Here is a 14,151-nt window from a genome sequence, read left to right on the forward strand (position 1 = left end):
ATGGCCGGCTACGACGTCGAGGCGATCCGCAAGGACTTCCCCATCCTGTCCAGGACGATGGCGGGGGACCGCCCTCTGGTGTACCTGGACAGCGCCAACACGTCGCAGAAGCCGCGTGACGTCGTCGAGGCCATCGAGCGTCACTACCTCGAGCACAACGCCAACGTCGCGCGGGCGATGCACCAGCTCGGTGCGGAGGCGAGCGAGGCGTTCGAGCTCGGTCGCGACAAGGTGGCGTCGTTCATCGGCGCGCCGCGGCGCGAGGAGGTCGTGTTCACCAAGAACGCGTCCGAGGCGCTCAACCTCGTGGCTCGCGTCCTCGGTGACGCGGGACGCGTGGGCGCCGGCGACGAGGTCGTCGTCACCCAGATGGAGCACCACTCCAACCTGGTGCCGTGGCAGCTGCTCACGCAGCGCACGGGTGCCGACCTGCGCTGGTACGGCGTCACGCCCGAGGGCCGTCTCGACCTCGACTCGCTCACGCTGACGGAGAGGACGAAGGTCGTCTCGGTCACGTGGGTCTCGAACATGCTCGGCACGATCAACCCGGTCGCGGAGATCGTCCGCCGCGCGCACGAGGTCGGCGCGCTCGTCGTCATCGACGCGTCGCAGGCCGTGCCGCAACTTCCGGTCGACGTGGCCGCGCTCGGTGCCGACTTCGTGGCCTTCACGGGTCACAAGATGGTCGGCCCGACGGGCATCGGCGTCCTATGGGGTCGCTACGACCTGCTCGCCGAGCTGCCGCCGTTCCTCGGCGGCGGCGAGATGATCGAGACGGTGTCGATGGAGGCCACGACCTTCGCCGCGCCGCCGCACCGCTTCGAGGCGGGCACGCCGCCGATCGCGCAGTCGGTCGGACTCGGCGCCGCCGTGGACTACCTCTCGGCGATCGGCATGGAGAACGTCGCCGCGCACGAGCAGCAGATCACGGCGTACGCGCTCGAGGCGATGAACGACCTGCCCGGCGTGACGATCGTCGGCCCCAAGGAGCCGGTCGACCGCGGGGGAGCGATCAGCTTCACGATCGACGGGGTGCACCCGCACGACGTGGCGCAGCTGCTCGACTCGCAGGGCGTCGCGGTGCGCGCGGGTCACCACTGCGCCAAGCCGTTGCACGCGTGCTTCGGGGTGCAGTCCACGACCCGTGCCTCGTTCTACCTCTACACGACCGAGGCCGAGATCGACGCGCTCGTCGCGGGGATCCGGCACACCCAGTCGTACTTCGGAGCCTGATCATGAACGCATCGAACGTCGACGCCCTGTACCAGGAGATCATCCTGGATCACTACAAGAACCCGCACGGTGCGGGCCTGCGCGAGCCCTTCGAGGCCGAGGTGCACCACGTGAACCCCACGTGCGGCGACGAGATCACGCTGCGCGTGCACCTCGAGGGCGGCCGGGTGGCCGACGTGTCCTACGACGCGGCCGGCTGCTCGATCAGCCAGGCCTCGGCCTCGGTCCTGAACGACCTCGTGGTCGGCCAGCAGGTCGACCACGCCCTGACCACACTCGACGCCTTCCAGGAGCTCATGCAGGGCCGCGGACAGGTCGAGCCTGACGAGGACGTGCTGGAGGACGGCATCGCCTTCGCGGGCGTCGCCCAGTTCCCGGCGCGCGTCAAGTGCGCCCTGCTGTCCTGGATGGCCTGGAAGGACGCCGTCGCCCAGGCTTCGGCCAAGGAGGAAGCATGACCGATCACAGCGATCTGCCCGACGTCGCCGTCGCCCCCGGCGCCACCACGCAGGAGGACGTCGAGGAGGCCATGAAGGACGTCGTCGACCCCGAGCTGGGCATCAACGTCGTCGACCTCGGCCTCGTGTACGGCGTCCACGTCGACGAGCACAGCAACGCGATCCTGCAGATGACGCTGACGTCCGCGGCCTGCCCGCTGACCGACGTCATCGAGGACCAGACCCGCGCCGCGCTCGACGGCCTGGTCAACGACTTCCGGATCGAGTGGGTCTGGATGCCGCCGTGGGGCCCCGACAAGATCACCGACGACGGCCGCGAGATGCTGCGCGCCCTCGGCTTCAACATCGGCTGACGCGCCACCGCATCCCGACACTTTTGGAACGCGTTGCACCTTCCGCGCCCCTGAAAGCGTGCATCGCGTTCCAAAGGTGGGAACGGGCGAGCCACGCTCGGCGGGATTTCGCGCCACCGGTGCTGGGTCCGTAGACTGGCTCGGTGGACATGATCCGGCTGGAGTGACGCACGAGCACCTGCTCGACCCCGCGTCCTCGCCCCGTTCACCCCTCACGAAGGCTCTTCCATGATCACCGCTTCCCACGTGGAGCTGCGCTTCGGCGCGCGCGTCCTGATGTCCGACGTCTCCTTCCGTGTCACGAAGGGGGACAAGATCGGCCTGGTCGGGCGCAACGGCGCCGGCAAGACCACGTTGACGAAGATGCTGGCGGGCGCCGGCGGCGAGCCCGCGTCGGGCTCGATCACCCGGTCGGGCACCGTCGGCTACCTGCCGCAGGACCCGAAGACGGGCGACCTGTCGATCACGGCGCGTGACCGCATCCTCTCGGCGCGCGGACTCGACGACGCCCTGCGCCGCATCCGCCAGGCCGAGAAGGACATGGCCTCGGAGGACTCCTCGGTCGCCGAGGACGCCATGCGTCGCTACGCCCGGGCGGACGCCGACTTCGGCGCCGCCGGTGGCTACGCCGCCGAGGCCGAGGCCGCGACGATCTCGCACGCCCTCGGTCTGCCCGACCGTGTCCTGGAGCAGCCGCTGCAGACCCTGTCCGGCGGTCAGCGCCGCCGCATCGAGCTGGCGCGGATCCTGTTCAGCGACGCGGACACGATGCTGCTCGACGAGCCGACCAACCACCTGGACGCCGACTCGGTCGTGTGGCTCCGCGGCTTCCTGCAGACGTACTCCGGCGGGCTGATCATCATCAGCCACGACGTGGACCTGGTCGAGGAGACCGTCAACAAGGTCTTCTACCTGGACGCCAACCGCGCCACGATCGACATCTACAACATGGGCTGGAAGCACTACCTGCGCCAGCGCGAGTCCGACGAGGCGCGCCGCAAGCGCGAGCGCGAGATCACCACCAAGACGGCCGAGCGGCTCATCGCGCAGGGCAACAAGATGCGCGCCAAGGCCTCGAAGGCCTCCGCGGCCCAGCAGATGCTGCGTCGCGCCGAGCAGATGATGGCCGGCCTCGAGGACGTCCGCCAGGTCGACAAGGTCGCCAAGATCGACTTCCCGAAGCCCGCTCCGTGCGGCAAGACCCCGCTGATGGCGGAGGGTCTGTCGAAGTCGTACGGATCGCTGGAGATCTTCACCGACGTCGACCTCGCGATCGACCGCGGCAGCCGCGTCGTGGTGCTGGGCCTCAACGGCGCCGGCAAGACCACGCTGCTGCGCATGCTGGCCGGCACGCTGCAGCCCGACACCGGCGAGATCGTCCCCGGGCATGGCCTGAAGATCGGCTACTTCGCCCAGGAGCACGAGACGCTCGACCTGAGCCGGACCGTGCTCGACAACATGCAGCGGGCGGCGCCCGACCTGACCGAGACCCAGGCGCGCAGCGTGCTGGGCGCGTTCCTGTTCACCGGCGACGACTCCGACAAGTCGGCTGGGGTGCTGTCGGGCGGCGAGCGCACGCGACTGGCGCTGGCGGGACTCATCGTCTCGAGCGCCAACGTGCTGCTGCTCGACGAGCCGACCAACAACCTCGACCCCGCGTCGCGCGAGGAGGTGCTGGCCGCGATCCGCTCCTACGAGGGCGCCATCGTGCTGGTCTCCCACGACGAGGGCGCCGTGCGCGCGCTCGACCCCGACCGGGTGCTGCTGCTGCCGGACGGCGACGAGGACATCTGGAACGACTCGTACGCCGACCTGATCAGCCTGGCGTGACCTCGGCGGACGCCTTCGGGCGGCGCTCGCGCAGCTCGGCGCGGACGAACAGGAAGTAGCCGACGACCGCGAGGCCGGAGAAGAACCACCACTGGATCGCGTAGAACAGGTGGGGTCCGGTGCCGAGGTCGGGCTGCGGCGGGCCGGTCAGGCCCTCCTGCTCCGGCGAGGTCAGTGCGACGTAGCCGGGCAGCGGCTCGGCACCGAGGAAGTCGGTCCAGCGCTCGCCGTTCACGGCACGGACCTGGCCGTCGCGCGGCGTGGTGGCGGCCTGGTCGGCGGTGCTCGCGCGCTGCAGCCAGCCGGTGATCGTCACGGGACCCTGGGCGGCGGCCGGCACGTCGTCCGGAGCCGTGCCGTCGCGCGGTCCCGCGATCCAGCCGCGGTCGACCAGGACGACCTGACCGTCGGTGAGCCGCAGGGGAGTGATGACCTGGACGCCCGGGGCGCCGTCGCGGTGGGCGAACCGGACGGTGATCTCGCGCGAGCTGTCGAACGTGCCCGTGGCGGTGACCGTGCGGTACTCGAGGTCGGGGTCCCAGCCGTCGGCGAGGACGTCCTCGACCGGAGCGGGGTCGCCGGCGACGTTCGCCTCGACGATCGCGTTGTCGGCCTTGCGCTGCTCCCAGCGGTCGTACTGCCAGCCGCCCAGGACGTAGCACGTGACGGCCATCAGCACGACGAAGATCGCGAGCCCGATCCAGCGCGGGCTCACCAGGAAGCGCAGCACCTACTGGTCCAGTTGCTTGCGGTCGACGCCGAACGGTGACGGCCCGTCGCCGGAGCTCCGGATGGCGGAGTTGCCGATCACGACGGCGACGTACGGCAGGAACACGGCGCCGACGAGCAGGATCCAACGGGTCCAGTGATCGACCGCGACGAAGCCGATGAAGCAGGCGACGCGGACGGCCATCGAGATCAGGTAGTTGCGCTCGCGATGGTCGACCTGGGAGCTGTAGGGCTCGCGCGCACTCGTGATCGAGTGCACCTCTTCGGGTTCGCGCCGGGCCATGTCCCGAGTCTACGCCGTGGGTCCTGCACGGCACCCGCCGCCGGGTGGGACGATGAGCCCATGAGCAACCGCACCTATCGAGTCACCGAGATCGTCGGCACCTCCCCGGCGGGCGTCAGCGAGGCCATCGACAGCGGCATCGCGCGAGCGTCGCAGACCCTGCGGCACCTGGACTGGTTCGAGGTCGTGGGCATCCGCGGCCAGATCGTCGACGACGAGGTCGAGCACTACCAGGTCACCCTCAAGATCGGCTTCCGCCTCGAGGACGACGAGTAGGAACGGCTACGGCGCCGTCGTCACGTCGGCGGCGTCGGCCGCCTCGACCTCCTCGCGCGTGATGCCCATGAGGTACACGATCGCGTCGAGGTAGGGGACGTTCACCGAGGTCTGCGCCTGGTCGCGCACGAGCGGCTTGGCGTTGAACGCGATGCCGAGCCCCGCGGCGGCCAGCATGTCGAGGTCGTTGGCGCCGTCGCCGATGGCCACGGTGTTGCGCACGTTGATGCCGGCCTGCGCCGCGAAGTCGCGCAGGGCCTCGGCCTTGCCCGCGCGGTCGACCACGCGGCCCAGGACGCGGCCGGTGAGTGCGCCGTCGACCACCTCGAGGTCGTTGGCGGCGAAGTAGTCGATGCCGAGGTCGGCGGCGATCCGCTCGATGATCTGCGTGAAGCCGCCGCTGACCAGCGCGAAGCGGTATCCCAGACGCTTGAGCGTGCGGATCATCGTGCGCGCGCCGGGGGTGTAGGAGAGGTTCTCGTAGACCTCGTCGAGCGCCGCGGCGGGCACCCCCTGCAGCTGGGCGACGCGCTCGTGCAGCGACTCGGCGAAGTCGAGCTCGCCGCGCATGGCCCGCTCGGTGACCTCGGCGACGGCCTCCTCGCAGCCGGCGTGGGCGGCGAGCATCTCGATGACCTCGCCCTGGATGAGGGTGGAGTCGACGTCCATCACCACGAGCCGCTGCGCGTGCCGCAGGATGCCGTGCTCCTGCACGGCCACGTCGGTGCCGTGGTCGTGGGCGATCGAGGCCAGCTCGGACTGGAGCGCGTCGGGATCGGCGCCCGAGACCTCCATGCGGATCGCGGTGACGGGGTAGCGGGCCATCCGGACGATGCGGTCGATGTTGCCGCCGAGGGCGTTGATGCCCTTGGTCAGCGCGGCCATCGCCTCGGGTCGCAGCGGGGCGCCCAGCACGACCACCTGCGAGCGGCCCACCCGCCGGGGGCGGTTGTCGCCCGTGCCGTGGACGACCTCGACCTCGAGTCCCAGGTCGGCGCCCACGGCGTCGAGATCGGACTGGAAGCCCGGGAGCTCGCCCGGGGTGGTCACGAGGACGCTCAGCACGAGCCGGCCGCGCACGACCAGCTGCTCGACGTCGATGACCTCGACGTCGTGGGCGGCCAGGGCGGAGAAGACGCGACCGGAGACGCCGGAGCGGTCGGGACCGCTGAAGGTCACCAGCACCGTGGGCTCGGTCAGGTGCAGCGTGGGGACGTGTCCCGAGTCAGGCGTGCTCATCGTGTCGAGGGTATCGGCAGAAGGTTGAGCCCAACCGATAGGTTGGTGGTGTGACCGCCGTGTTCGACCTGACCGACGTCACCATCGTGCGCTCGGGCAAGACTCTCCTCGACCGCGTCTCGTGGCGCGTGGAACCGGGGGAGCACTGGGTCATCGTGGGTCCCAACGGTGCGGGCAAGACCACCCTCCTGCAGGTGGCCTCTGCGAACATGCACCCCACGTCCGGGTCGGCGGAGATCCTCGGTGAGCGCCTCGGCGCGGTCGACGTGTTCGAGCTGCGCCCCCGGATCGGCCACACCAGCGCCGCGATCGCCGAGCGCGTCCCCGCTGGGGAGACCGTCCGCAACCTCATCCTCTCCGCGGCCTACGCGGTCCTGGGTCGCTGGAACGAGGAGTACGACGACGAGGACCACCGCCGTGCCATGTCGATGCTGGCCGAGCTGGGGATCGCACCGCTGGCCGACCGCACCTTCGGCACGCTGTCCGAGGGCGAGAAGAAGCGCGTCCTGCTGGCGCGCTCCCTGATGACCGATCCCGAGGTCGTGCTGCTCGACGAGCCCGCGGCCGGCATGGACGTCGGCGCCCGCGAGGACCTCGTCGAGAGCCTGGAGGCGCTGGCCTCCGACGAGCTCGGCCCGTCGCTCGTGATGGTGTCGCACCATCTCGAGGAGATCGCGCCCGGCTTCACCCATGCGCTGCTGCTGGCCGGCGGCGGCGTCGTGGCCTCGGGCCCCATCGCCGACGTCCTGACCTCGCAGAACCTGTCGACGGCGTTCCGCCAGCGCCTCGACGTCACGCACGACGCGGGACGATTCTCGGCACGACGCCCCCCGGTGCGCCGGCGGGCGAACTAGGAGGGCACATGGACTGGTTCGGGGACGACATCTGGCTCACGTGGGCTGCGCTCGGCGTGCTCATGGGCCTCATCGAGCTCGCCAGTGGCGAGCTGATCTTCCTCATGTTCGGCATCGCGGCCTTCTCGGCCGCCCTCGCCGCCGGCTTCGGGGCACCGATCGTGCTGCAGATGGCGCTCTTCGGCATCCTCTCGGTCGCGCTCCTGGCGCTCGTCCGCCCGCGCATCGCTGCCCGGGTCCACGACGGTCCCTCGCTGCCCCTGGGCCAGCACGGCCTCGTCGGGCAGCTGGCGATCGTCGACGAGCGGGTGAGCCGCCACGCCGGCCGCGTCGTCATCAACGACGTCCTGTGGACCGCTCGCCCGATCGACCCCGAGGCGACCTACGAACCTGGCGACGAGCTCCTCGTCGCCGACATCGACGGTGCGGTGGCCCGCGTCGTCCGGAAGGAGAGCTGAATGTTCGAATCCGCCCTCGTGATCTTCTTCGTCCTGCTGGTGGTCCTGCTGATCGTCACCGCAGCGATGAGCCTGAAGATCATCCCGCAGAACTTCGCGGGGATCGTCGAGCGACTCGGCAAGTACCGCACCACCCTGACCCCCGGGCCGCACCTGATCGTGCCGTTCCTCGACCGCGTGAAGTACCGCGTCGACCAGCGTGAGCAGGTCGTCTCCTTCCCGCCGCAGGGCGTCATCACCGAGGACAACCTGACGGTCGAGATCGACACGGTCATCCTCTACACGGTCAACAACCCGGTGGCGGCCACGTACGAGATCGTCAACTACATCGAGGGCATCCACCAGCTCACGACCACCACGCTGCGCAACATCATCGGTGGCATGACGCTGGAGCACGCGCTCACCAGCCGCGACCAGATCAACCGCACGCTGAGCGCCGAGCTCGACGCGGCCACGGGCCGCTGGGGCATCAAGGTCAGCCGGGTCGAGCTCAAGAGCATCGATCCGCCGCCGACCATCATCGACGCCATGGAGAAGCAGATGCGCGCCGAGCGTGACAAGCGCGCCGCGATCCTCACGGCCGAGGGCGAGCGCCAGTCGGCCATCCTGAGCGCCGAGGGCCAGAAGCAGGCCGCGATCCTCACCGCAGAGGGCCAGAAGCAGTCGGCGATCCTCACCGCCGAGGGCGAGAAGACCGCCGCGATCCTGACCGCGCAGGGCGAGGGCCGCGCCATCGAGACCGTCTTCCAGGCGATCCACGACGGCAACCCCGACCAGAAGCTGCTGTCCTACCAGTACCTGCAGACGCTGCCGAAGATCGCCCAGGGGCACAACGCCTCCACGTGGATCATCCCGGCCGAGGTCACCGCCGCGCTCAGCTCGATCGGCAACGTCGTCGGGTCGATCCCGGTCGACGGTGGCGGCTCGCAGAAGCGGGTCGACCTCGACGAGCCCGTCGAGACGGCGTCGTCCGGCCCGGCCGAGACGTCCAGCGCGGTCGAGGAGGCCATCCGGGCCGCCAAGCAGGCGGAGTCGCCGGTCTCCACGCAGGACGTGCCGCCGACGGACCAGCCGCCGGGGGCATGACCTCACGGATCCTGCTGCTCGGTGCCGCCGTGCTCGCCACGGTGGGCATCCTCGTCGCGTGGCTCGTGGTGGGCCGCGGCGGCGAGGACGACCCCATCAGCGGGCCGGCGGCGCAGCAGGCCGAGGAGGTGCCCCTCGCCGAGGGCTCGACCACCGAGCCCGACGCGGACTGGGTCACCGAGACGGCCGCCGACCGGCAGATCCCGGTGCGCGCGATGCAGGCCTACGCGCGCACCGAGATCAGTCAGCGCGAGGCGGCGCCCGAGTGCAACCTCCGCTGGAACACCCTCGCGGGCGTCGGCTCGGTCGAGTCGGCGCACGGCACGCTGGGTGGCGCCGGCCTCGACGCGGCCGGCGTGCCGAGCAAGCGGATCATCGGTCCGCCGCTCAACGGCGAGAACGGCACGCGGGCCATCGAGGCGACGAAGGAGTCCACGGCCCTGCACGGTGACGAGGAGTGGGACCGCGCGGTCGGCCCGTTCCAGTTCCTCACCTCGTCGTGGGAGCAGTACGGGGCCGACGCGGACGGTGACGGCCGCGCCGACCCGCACGACATCGACGACGCGGCCCTGGGCGCCGCGAACCACCTGTGCGACCGCGAGCGCGACCTCGCCGGCGAGGGCTGGGTGCCGGCGGTGTTCGCCTACAACAACTCGATGGCCTACGTGAAGAAGGTCCGTGGCATCGCCGACAGCTACGCGAAGTAGCGCCGGCGACCCGGGGTCACCACTGCCAGGTGCCGTGGATGATGGCGCGACCCAGCGTCTTGAACGCCAGGTTGAAGCCGACGACGGCGGGGGAGGCCGACGGGTCCACGCCCAGCGTCTCCTCGCCGACGGCGTGCACCACGAAGTAGTAGCGGTGGGGCTGGTCGCCCTCCGGCGGGGCCGCGCCCATGAAGTTGAGGCCGCCGCCGTCGTTGCGCACGTGGAAGGCGCCGCCGGGCAGCGTCTCGTCGCTCGCGCCGGCGCCGGTGGCCAGTTCGGTGACGTCGGCCGGGATGTCGACGGCCACCCAGTGCCAGAAGCCCGACACGATCGGCGCGTCGGGATCGAAGCACGTGACGACGAAGGACTTCGTGCCTTCGGGGGCTCCGCTCCACGCCAGCTGCGGCGAGGTGTCGCCGTGCGCGTTGACCTGGTCCTCCTTGAGGGAGGCGCCGTCGGTCACGTCGTCGCTGGTGACGGTGAAGGACGCGGCGGCGGGCAGCAGCGGGTACGGATCGGGAGTCACGGGTCGGTCGAGGCTCATGCCACCTAACCTAGTGCGGTGGCCGACCTGATCGCACTCGATGACGCCCGCGACGAGCGGCTTCGCGACTACACCGACCTGCGCGACGTGCAGCTGCGAACGACCGTCGAGCAGGAGCGGGGGATCTACATCGCCGAGGGCGAGAAGGTGATCCACCGTGCGGTCGCCGCCGGGCACACGCCGAAGTCCCTGCTGCTCGCCCCGCGCTGGCTGGACAACCTGTCCGACGTCCTCGAGACGACCGACGCGCCCGCCTACGTGCTGACCGAGAAGGCGATCGAGCAGGTCACCGGCTTCCACGTGCACCGCGGGGCGCTCGCGGCGATGCAGCGGCCGCAGGAGCGTGAGCCCCGCGAGGTGCTGGCCGCGGCCCGCCGCGTGCTCGTGGCCGAGGACCTCGTCGACCACACGAACATCGGCGCGATCATGCGCAACGCGGCGGCGCTGGGATTCGACGCCGTGCTGCTCTCACCGCGCTGCGCCGACCCGCTGTACCGGCGCTCGATCAAGGTGGCGATGGGTGCGGTGTTCTCGCTGCCGTGGGCCCGTCTCGACGACTGGTACGGCGCGCCCGCGCTGCTGCGGGAGCTGGGCTTCACGACCTACGCGATGACGCTGGCCGACGACGCGGTCAGCCTCGAGGACGTCGAGCCGGCGGAGCGCGCGGCGGTGATCGTCGGCTCCGAGGGGCCGGGACTGACCGAGCACTGGCAGCGCGAGGCCGACCACCGGGTGATCATCCCGATGGCGGCCGGCATCGACTCGCTCAACGTGGCGGCGTCGACGGCGATCGCCTGCTGGCACTTCAGTCGTCGCTAGGGTCCTCGCCCACGGGCCAGTCGTCGGGGTAGTCCTCGGCGAGCGACTTGTGCTGCTTGTAGAGCTTCTTGCGCGCCTTCTCGGGCACCCGGTCGCCGAAGACCGTGCCGAACAGATGGTCGGTCTCGTGCTGGAGGCAGCGGGCCAGGAGGCCGGTGCCCTCGAACGCGACGGGCTCGCCGGTGTGGTCGACGCCCGTGACCCAGGCGTGGTCGGGGCGGCCGCACTCGGTGAACGCGCCGGGCAGCGAGAGGCAGCCCTCGTCGGCGACGTCGAGCTTGCGGTCGGTACCGTCGGGGAGACGGAGCACGGGGTTGCACACGACGCCCGTGATGCGCTGGTGGTCGGCGTCGGGGCAGTCGAAGACGAAGACCTTCAGGTCCTCGCCGACCTGGTTCGCGGCGAGGCCGACGCCCTCGGCGGCGTACATGGTGGCCACCATGTCGGCCACGAGGGTGGCGAGCTCGTCGTCGAACGCGGTGACGTCGCGCAGCTCGTGGTGCATGACCGGCGTTCCCCAGCGGGTGATGGGGCGGACGGAGCCACCGGTGGGCAGCGGGCGGGACTGGTCGGCGGAGGGCGTTTCGGGCACGCCTCAGCCTATCGACTGGCCGACACGCGCAAACGCTGGCAACTGACTCGTGTTTCAGATACTCTCGGTATGTGAAACTGTAAACGACAGTTTCCTCTGAGTCTCCAATCACCGAGTCTTCAATCACCAAGGGAGTGAACGTGGCGGGTAGAGACCCCATGGCCTACGGACTTCGCGCACTGAACAAGCTGGCGGCCTCCGAGACGCTGGATCGCATCGGTCTGCGCAAGTTCGCCGAGCGGGCGGTCCACGGATCGACGAAGGCAGGATTCCAGGCGATCGGCGCGGCACAGCGCACGTTCACCAAGGTCTCCGGCAGCTCGCAGGGCAGTCGTGCCGAGTCGGCGCAACCGTCCGGCGTGTTCGACCTGACGCCCACCGAGGACCAGCAGATGATGGTCGACGTCATCGGCGAGTTCGCCGCCGAGGTGCTGCGCCCCGGTGCCGAGCAGGCCGAGTCCGCCGACGACACGCCCAAGGAGGTGCTGGCGCAGACCTCCGAGTTCGGGCTCAGCCTCGTCAACATCCCCGAGGCTCTCGGAGGACTGGCCGAGCAGCGCTCCGCCGTCACCGGCGTCCTCGTCGCGGAGGCGCTCGCGCACGGCGACATGGGCCAGGCCGTCGCGTGCCTGGCGCCGTCGGCCGTCGCCACCGCGATCTCGCTGTGGGGCACCGAGGGACAGCAGCAGACCTACCTGCCGTCGTTCACCGACGGCGACGTCCCGGCCGCCGCACTCGTCGTGACCGAGCCGGTCCCGATGTTCGATCCGTTCACGCTCGCCACGGTCGCGAAGCGCGCCGAGTCCGGCTACGTCCTCAACGGCGTGAAGTCCGGAGCGGTCCGCGGCGCCGAGGCCGAGCTGCTGGTCGTCGCGGCCGACGTCGAGGGCCGTGGCCCGTCGATGGTCATCGTCGAGACCGGCACCGACGGCGTCGCCGTCGCGGCCGACCCGGGCATGGGCCTGCGGGCCGCCGGTCTCTCGCGCATCCAGCTCACGGACGTCCACGTGGCCGAGGACGCGATCCTCGGCTCGGCCGACGACTACCGCGAGATGGTCCGCCTCTCGCGGATCGCCTGGGCCGGCCTCGCGCTCGGCACCGGCCGCGCGGTGCTGGAGTACGTCAGCGAGTACGTGAAGACCCGTGAGGCGTTCGGCGAGCCGATCGCCCACCGCCAGGCCGTGGCCTTCACGGTCGCCGACATGGCGATCGAGCTCGAGGGAATGCGCTTGGTCACCCTGAAGGCCGCGTCGCGCGCCGAGCGCGGCGCCGACTTCGCCCGTGAGACCGCGCTGGCCCGCCGGCTGGCGGCCGAGTACGGCATGAAGATCGGCACCGACGGCGTGCAGATGCTCGGTGGCCACGGGTTCGTCAAGGAGCACCCGGTCGAACGGTGGTACCGCGACCTGCGTGCCGTCGGCGTGATGGAAGGAGCAGTCCTCGTCTGAGGGCGCAGCGATCATGATCTACCTCGAGACCCCCAAGAAGTTCCGCGGCTTCGTCCAGCAGGCGCACGACGTCGCGAACGAGTTCCTGCGCGCCAACTCGCGCAAGTACGACCTGGCCGAGCACAGCTACCCCAAGGAGCTCGACCTCCTGGCCTCGCTGATCGACGGCCTCAACGAGTCGGGCAACAGCACGGGCGCCGGTGCCGCCGGCGTGCGCGTCAAGGACGACACGAAGAAGAAGGACCAGGGCGTCCGCAACGCCACGAACATGGCATCGGTGCTCTCGGTCATCGAGATGTGCTGGGGCGACGTCGGCCTGCTGCTGTCGATGCCCCGCCAGGGGCTGGGCAACTCGGCGATCGCCTCGGTCGCCACCGACGAGCAGGCCGAGCGCTTCAAGGGCACGTGGGCCTCGATGGCCATCACCGAGCCCAGCTTCGGCTCGGACTCGGCGGCCATCAAGACCACGGCCATCAAGGATGGCGACCACTACATCCTCAACGGCGAGAAGATCTTCGTCACGTCGGGCGAGCGGTCGGACTCGGTGGTCGTGTGGGCCACCCTCGACAAGTCGCTCGGCCGCGCCGCGGTCAAGTCGTTCGTGGTGCCGAAGTCGCTGCCCGGCATCCGGGTCGAGCGCCTCGAGCACAAGCTCGGCATCCGCGCCTCGGACACTGCCGTGATCGTGCTCGAGAACTGCCGCGTGCCCGCCGAGAACCTGCTCGGCAGTCCCGAGATCGACACGAAGCAGGGCTTTGCGGGCGCGATGGCCACGTTCGACAACACCCGGCCGCTCGTCGCCGGCATGGCCGTGGGCTGCGCCCGCGCGTCGCTGGAGGTCATGCGCGACCTCATCGAGCAGTCGGGCCTGGTCGTGGACTACGACCGCGCGCCGGCCCTCCAGCCGCACGTCGTGGCCGAGTTCCTCCAGATGGAGGCCGACTGGGAGGCCGCGCTGCTGCTGACCCTCGAGGCCGCCTGGATGGCCGACAACCGGCAGGCCAACTCGCTGCAGGCCTCGATGGCCAAGGCGAAGGCCGGCCGCGCGGGCAACCGGATCACGCTCAAGTGCGTCGAGCTCGCGGGCTCGCTGGGCTACAGCGAGACCGAGTTCCTCGAGAAGTGGGCGCGCGACTCCAAGATCCTCGACATCTTCGAGGGCACGCAGCAGATCCAGCAGCTCATCGTCGCGCGACGACTGCTGGGCCTGAGCAGCTCGCAGCTGCGGTGACCCGACGGGCC

17 protein-coding genes are annotated in these 14,151 nt (G+C 70.5%); 12 read left to right on the plus strand and 5 right to left on the minus strand.

The features are described 5' to 3' along the window. The 4 genes from ACGWYL_RS12780 (at position 1) to abc-f (ending at position 3,874) form a co-directional block, all read left to right on the plus strand. Positions 1-1,233 carry a cysteine desulfurase gene (locus tag ACGWYL_RS12780; protein WP_395487360.1) on the plus strand — a complete coding sequence of 411 codons (1,233 nt, stop codon included), beginning with the start codon at positions 1-3 and terminating at the stop codon, positions 1,231-1,233. A gap of 2 nt (positions 1,234-1,235) precedes the next feature. Further along, positions 1,236-1,691 (plus strand): Fe-S cluster assembly sulfur transfer protein SufU, encoded by a 456-nt coding sequence (gene sufU / locus ACGWYL_RS12785; protein WP_179424736.1) that lies wholly within the window; start codon positions 1,236-1,238, stop codon positions 1,689-1,691. Next, positions 1,688-2,044: a metal-sulfur cluster assembly factor gene (locus ACGWYL_RS12790; protein WP_179424734.1), complete on the plus strand. Its 357-nt coding sequence runs from the start codon at positions 1,688-1,690 to the stop codon at positions 2,042-2,044. Before sufU ends, ACGWYL_RS12790 begins: the two co-directional genes overlap by 4 nt. Positions 2,045-2,272: 228 nt before the next feature. Beyond that, a complete protein-coding gene (abc-f, locus tag ACGWYL_RS12795; protein WP_179424732.1) occupies positions 2,273-3,874 on the plus strand; it encodes a ribosomal protection-like ABC-F family protein in 1,602 nt (533 codons plus the stop codon). Here abc-f and ACGWYL_RS12800 read toward each other — a convergent pair. Further along, positions 3,861-4,604, minus strand: coding sequence for an SURF1 family protein (locus ACGWYL_RS12800; RefSeq protein WP_395487361.1), 744 nt, complete (start codon positions 4,602-4,604; stop codon positions 3,861-3,863). The genes abc-f and ACGWYL_RS12800 overlap by 14 nt on opposite strands. Then, positions 4,605-4,886, minus strand: a complete 282-nt coding sequence (locus ACGWYL_RS12805; RefSeq protein WP_179424728.1) for a DUF3099 domain-containing protein — start codon at positions 4,884-4,886, stop codon at positions 4,605-4,607. A 60-nt stretch (positions 4,887-4,946) separates the two neighbouring features. Between ACGWYL_RS12805 and ACGWYL_RS12810 the strand changes: the two genes are divergently transcribed. Next, complete coding sequence (locus ACGWYL_RS12810) at positions 4,947-5,162, plus strand: dodecin (protein WP_179424726.1); 216 nt, start codon at positions 4,947-4,949, stop codon at positions 5,160-5,162. A 6-nt stretch (positions 5,163-5,168) separates the two neighbouring features. Here the strand turns inward: ACGWYL_RS12810 and serB are convergent, their stop codons facing one another. Further along, positions 5,169-6,401, minus strand: coding sequence for a phosphoserine phosphatase SerB (gene serB, locus ACGWYL_RS12815; protein WP_179424724.1), 1,233 nt, complete (start codon positions 6,399-6,401; stop codon positions 5,169-5,171). Between the two features lie 50 nt (positions 6,402-6,451). Between serB and ACGWYL_RS12820 the strand changes: the two genes are divergently transcribed. Genes ACGWYL_RS12820 through ACGWYL_RS12835 form a run of 4 tightly spaced genes read left to right on the plus strand, consistent with a single transcriptional unit; the run spans position 6,452 to position 9,506 of the window. Then, positions 6,452-7,255 carry an ABC transporter ATP-binding protein gene (locus ACGWYL_RS12820; RefSeq protein ID WP_395487362.1) on the plus strand — a complete coding sequence of 268 codons (804 nt, stop codon included), beginning with the start codon at positions 6,452-6,454 and terminating at the stop codon, positions 7,253-7,255. Between the two features lie 8 nt (positions 7,256-7,263). Continuing rightward, complete coding sequence (locus ACGWYL_RS12825) at positions 7,264-7,713, plus strand: NfeD family protein (protein ID WP_179424720.1); 450 nt, start codon at positions 7,264-7,266, stop codon at positions 7,711-7,713. After that, complete coding sequence (locus ACGWYL_RS12830) at positions 7,714-8,799, plus strand: SPFH domain-containing protein (RefSeq protein ID WP_179424718.1); 1,086 nt, start codon at positions 7,714-7,716, stop codon at positions 8,797-8,799. Next, entirely contained in the window at positions 8,796-9,506 is a 711-nt protein-coding gene (locus ACGWYL_RS12835; protein WP_179424716.1) for a lytic transglycosylase domain-containing protein, read from the plus strand. Before ACGWYL_RS12830 ends, ACGWYL_RS12835 begins: the two co-directional genes overlap by 4 nt. 16 nt (positions 9,507-9,522) lie before the next feature. Here ACGWYL_RS12835 and ACGWYL_RS12840 read toward each other — a convergent pair whose 3' ends face one another. Beyond that, complete coding sequence (locus tag ACGWYL_RS12840) at positions 9,523-10,050, minus strand: YbhB/YbcL family Raf kinase inhibitor-like protein (RefSeq protein ID WP_395487363.1); 528 nt, start codon at positions 10,048-10,050, stop codon at positions 9,523-9,525. A gap of 18 nt (positions 10,051-10,068) precedes the next feature. Here ACGWYL_RS12840 and ACGWYL_RS12845 point away from each other — a divergent pair, with 18 nt between their 5' ends. Further along, entirely contained in the window at positions 10,069-10,869 is an 801-nt protein-coding gene (locus ACGWYL_RS12845) for a TrmH family RNA methyltransferase (RefSeq protein ID WP_395487364.1), read from the plus strand. On the opposite strand, the gene def is transcribed toward ACGWYL_RS12845, so the two are convergent. Further along, entirely contained in the window at positions 10,856-11,461 is a 606-nt protein-coding gene (def, locus tag ACGWYL_RS12850; RefSeq protein ID WP_395487365.1) for a peptide deformylase, read from the minus strand. The two genes, ACGWYL_RS12845 and def, sit on opposite strands and share 14 nt — an antisense overlap. Positions 11,462-11,619: 158 nt before the next feature. Between def and ACGWYL_RS12855 the strand changes: the two genes are divergently transcribed. Together ACGWYL_RS12855 and ACGWYL_RS12860 are read left to right on the plus strand one after the other, a co-directional pair. Further along, positions 11,620-12,909, plus strand: coding sequence for an acyl-CoA dehydrogenase family protein (locus tag ACGWYL_RS12855; RefSeq protein WP_395487366.1), 1,290 nt, complete (start codon positions 11,620-11,622; stop codon positions 12,907-12,909). A 13-nt stretch (positions 12,910-12,922) separates the two neighbouring features. Then, complete coding sequence (locus tag ACGWYL_RS12860) at positions 12,923-14,140, plus strand: acyl-CoA dehydrogenase family protein (protein ID WP_395487367.1); 1,218 nt, start codon at positions 12,923-12,925, stop codon at positions 14,138-14,140. Positions 14,141-14,151 lie beyond the last annotated feature (11 nt).

It is taken from the genome of Aeromicrobium sp. JJY06 (assembly GCF_044069275.1).
Classification (GTDB): Bacteria; Actinomycetota; Actinomycetes; order Propionibacteriales; family Nocardioidaceae; genus Aeromicrobium; species Aeromicrobium tamlense.

What these genes read in the sequence shown, in the direction of transcription:
- ACGWYL_RS12780 (WP_395487360.1), top strand. Translation starts at nt 1, where the DNA reads ATGGCCGGCTACGACGTCGAGGCGATCCGCAAGGACTTCCCCATCCTG.
- sufU (WP_179424736.1), top strand. Translation starts at nt 1,236, where the DNA reads ATGAACGCATCGAACGTCGACGCCCTGTACCAGGAGATCATCCTGGAT.
- ACGWYL_RS12790 (WP_179424734.1), top strand. Translation starts at nt 1,688, where the DNA reads ATGACCGATCACAGCGATCTGCCCGACGTCGCCGTCGCCCCCGGCGCC.
- abc-f (WP_179424732.1), top strand. Translation starts at nt 2,273, where the DNA reads ATGATCACCGCTTCCCACGTGGAGCTGCGCTTCGGCGCGCGCGTCCTG.
- ACGWYL_RS12805 (WP_179424728.1), bottom strand. Translation starts at nt 4,886, where the DNA reads ATGGCCCGGCGCGAACCCGAAGAGGTGCACTCGATCACGAGTGCGCGC.
- ACGWYL_RS12810 (WP_179424726.1), top strand. Translation starts at nt 4,947, where the DNA reads ATGAGCAACCGCACCTATCGAGTCACCGAGATCGTCGGCACCTCCCCG.
- serB (WP_179424724.1), bottom strand. Translation starts at nt 6,401, where the DNA reads ATGAGCACGCCTGACTCGGGACACGTCCCCACGCTGCACCTGACCGAG.
- ACGWYL_RS12825 (WP_179424720.1), top strand. Translation starts at nt 7,264, where the DNA reads ATGGACTGGTTCGGGGACGACATCTGGCTCACGTGGGCTGCGCTCGGC.
- ACGWYL_RS12830 (WP_179424718.1), top strand. Translation starts at nt 7,714, where the DNA reads ATGTTCGAATCCGCCCTCGTGATCTTCTTCGTCCTGCTGGTGGTCCTG.
- ACGWYL_RS12835 (WP_179424716.1), top strand. Translation starts at nt 8,796, where the DNA reads ATGACCTCACGGATCCTGCTGCTCGGTGCCGCCGTGCTCGCCACGGTG.
- ACGWYL_RS12840 (WP_395487363.1), bottom strand. Translation starts at nt 10,050, where the DNA reads ATGAGCCTCGACCGACCCGTGACTCCCGATCCGTACCCGCTGCTGCCC.
- ACGWYL_RS12855 (WP_395487366.1), top strand. Translation starts at nt 11,620, where the DNA reads ATGGCCTACGGACTTCGCGCACTGAACAAGCTGGCGGCCTCCGAGACG.
- ACGWYL_RS12860 (WP_395487367.1), top strand. Translation starts at nt 12,923, where the DNA reads ATGATCTACCTCGAGACCCCCAAGAAGTTCCGCGGCTTCGTCCAGCAG.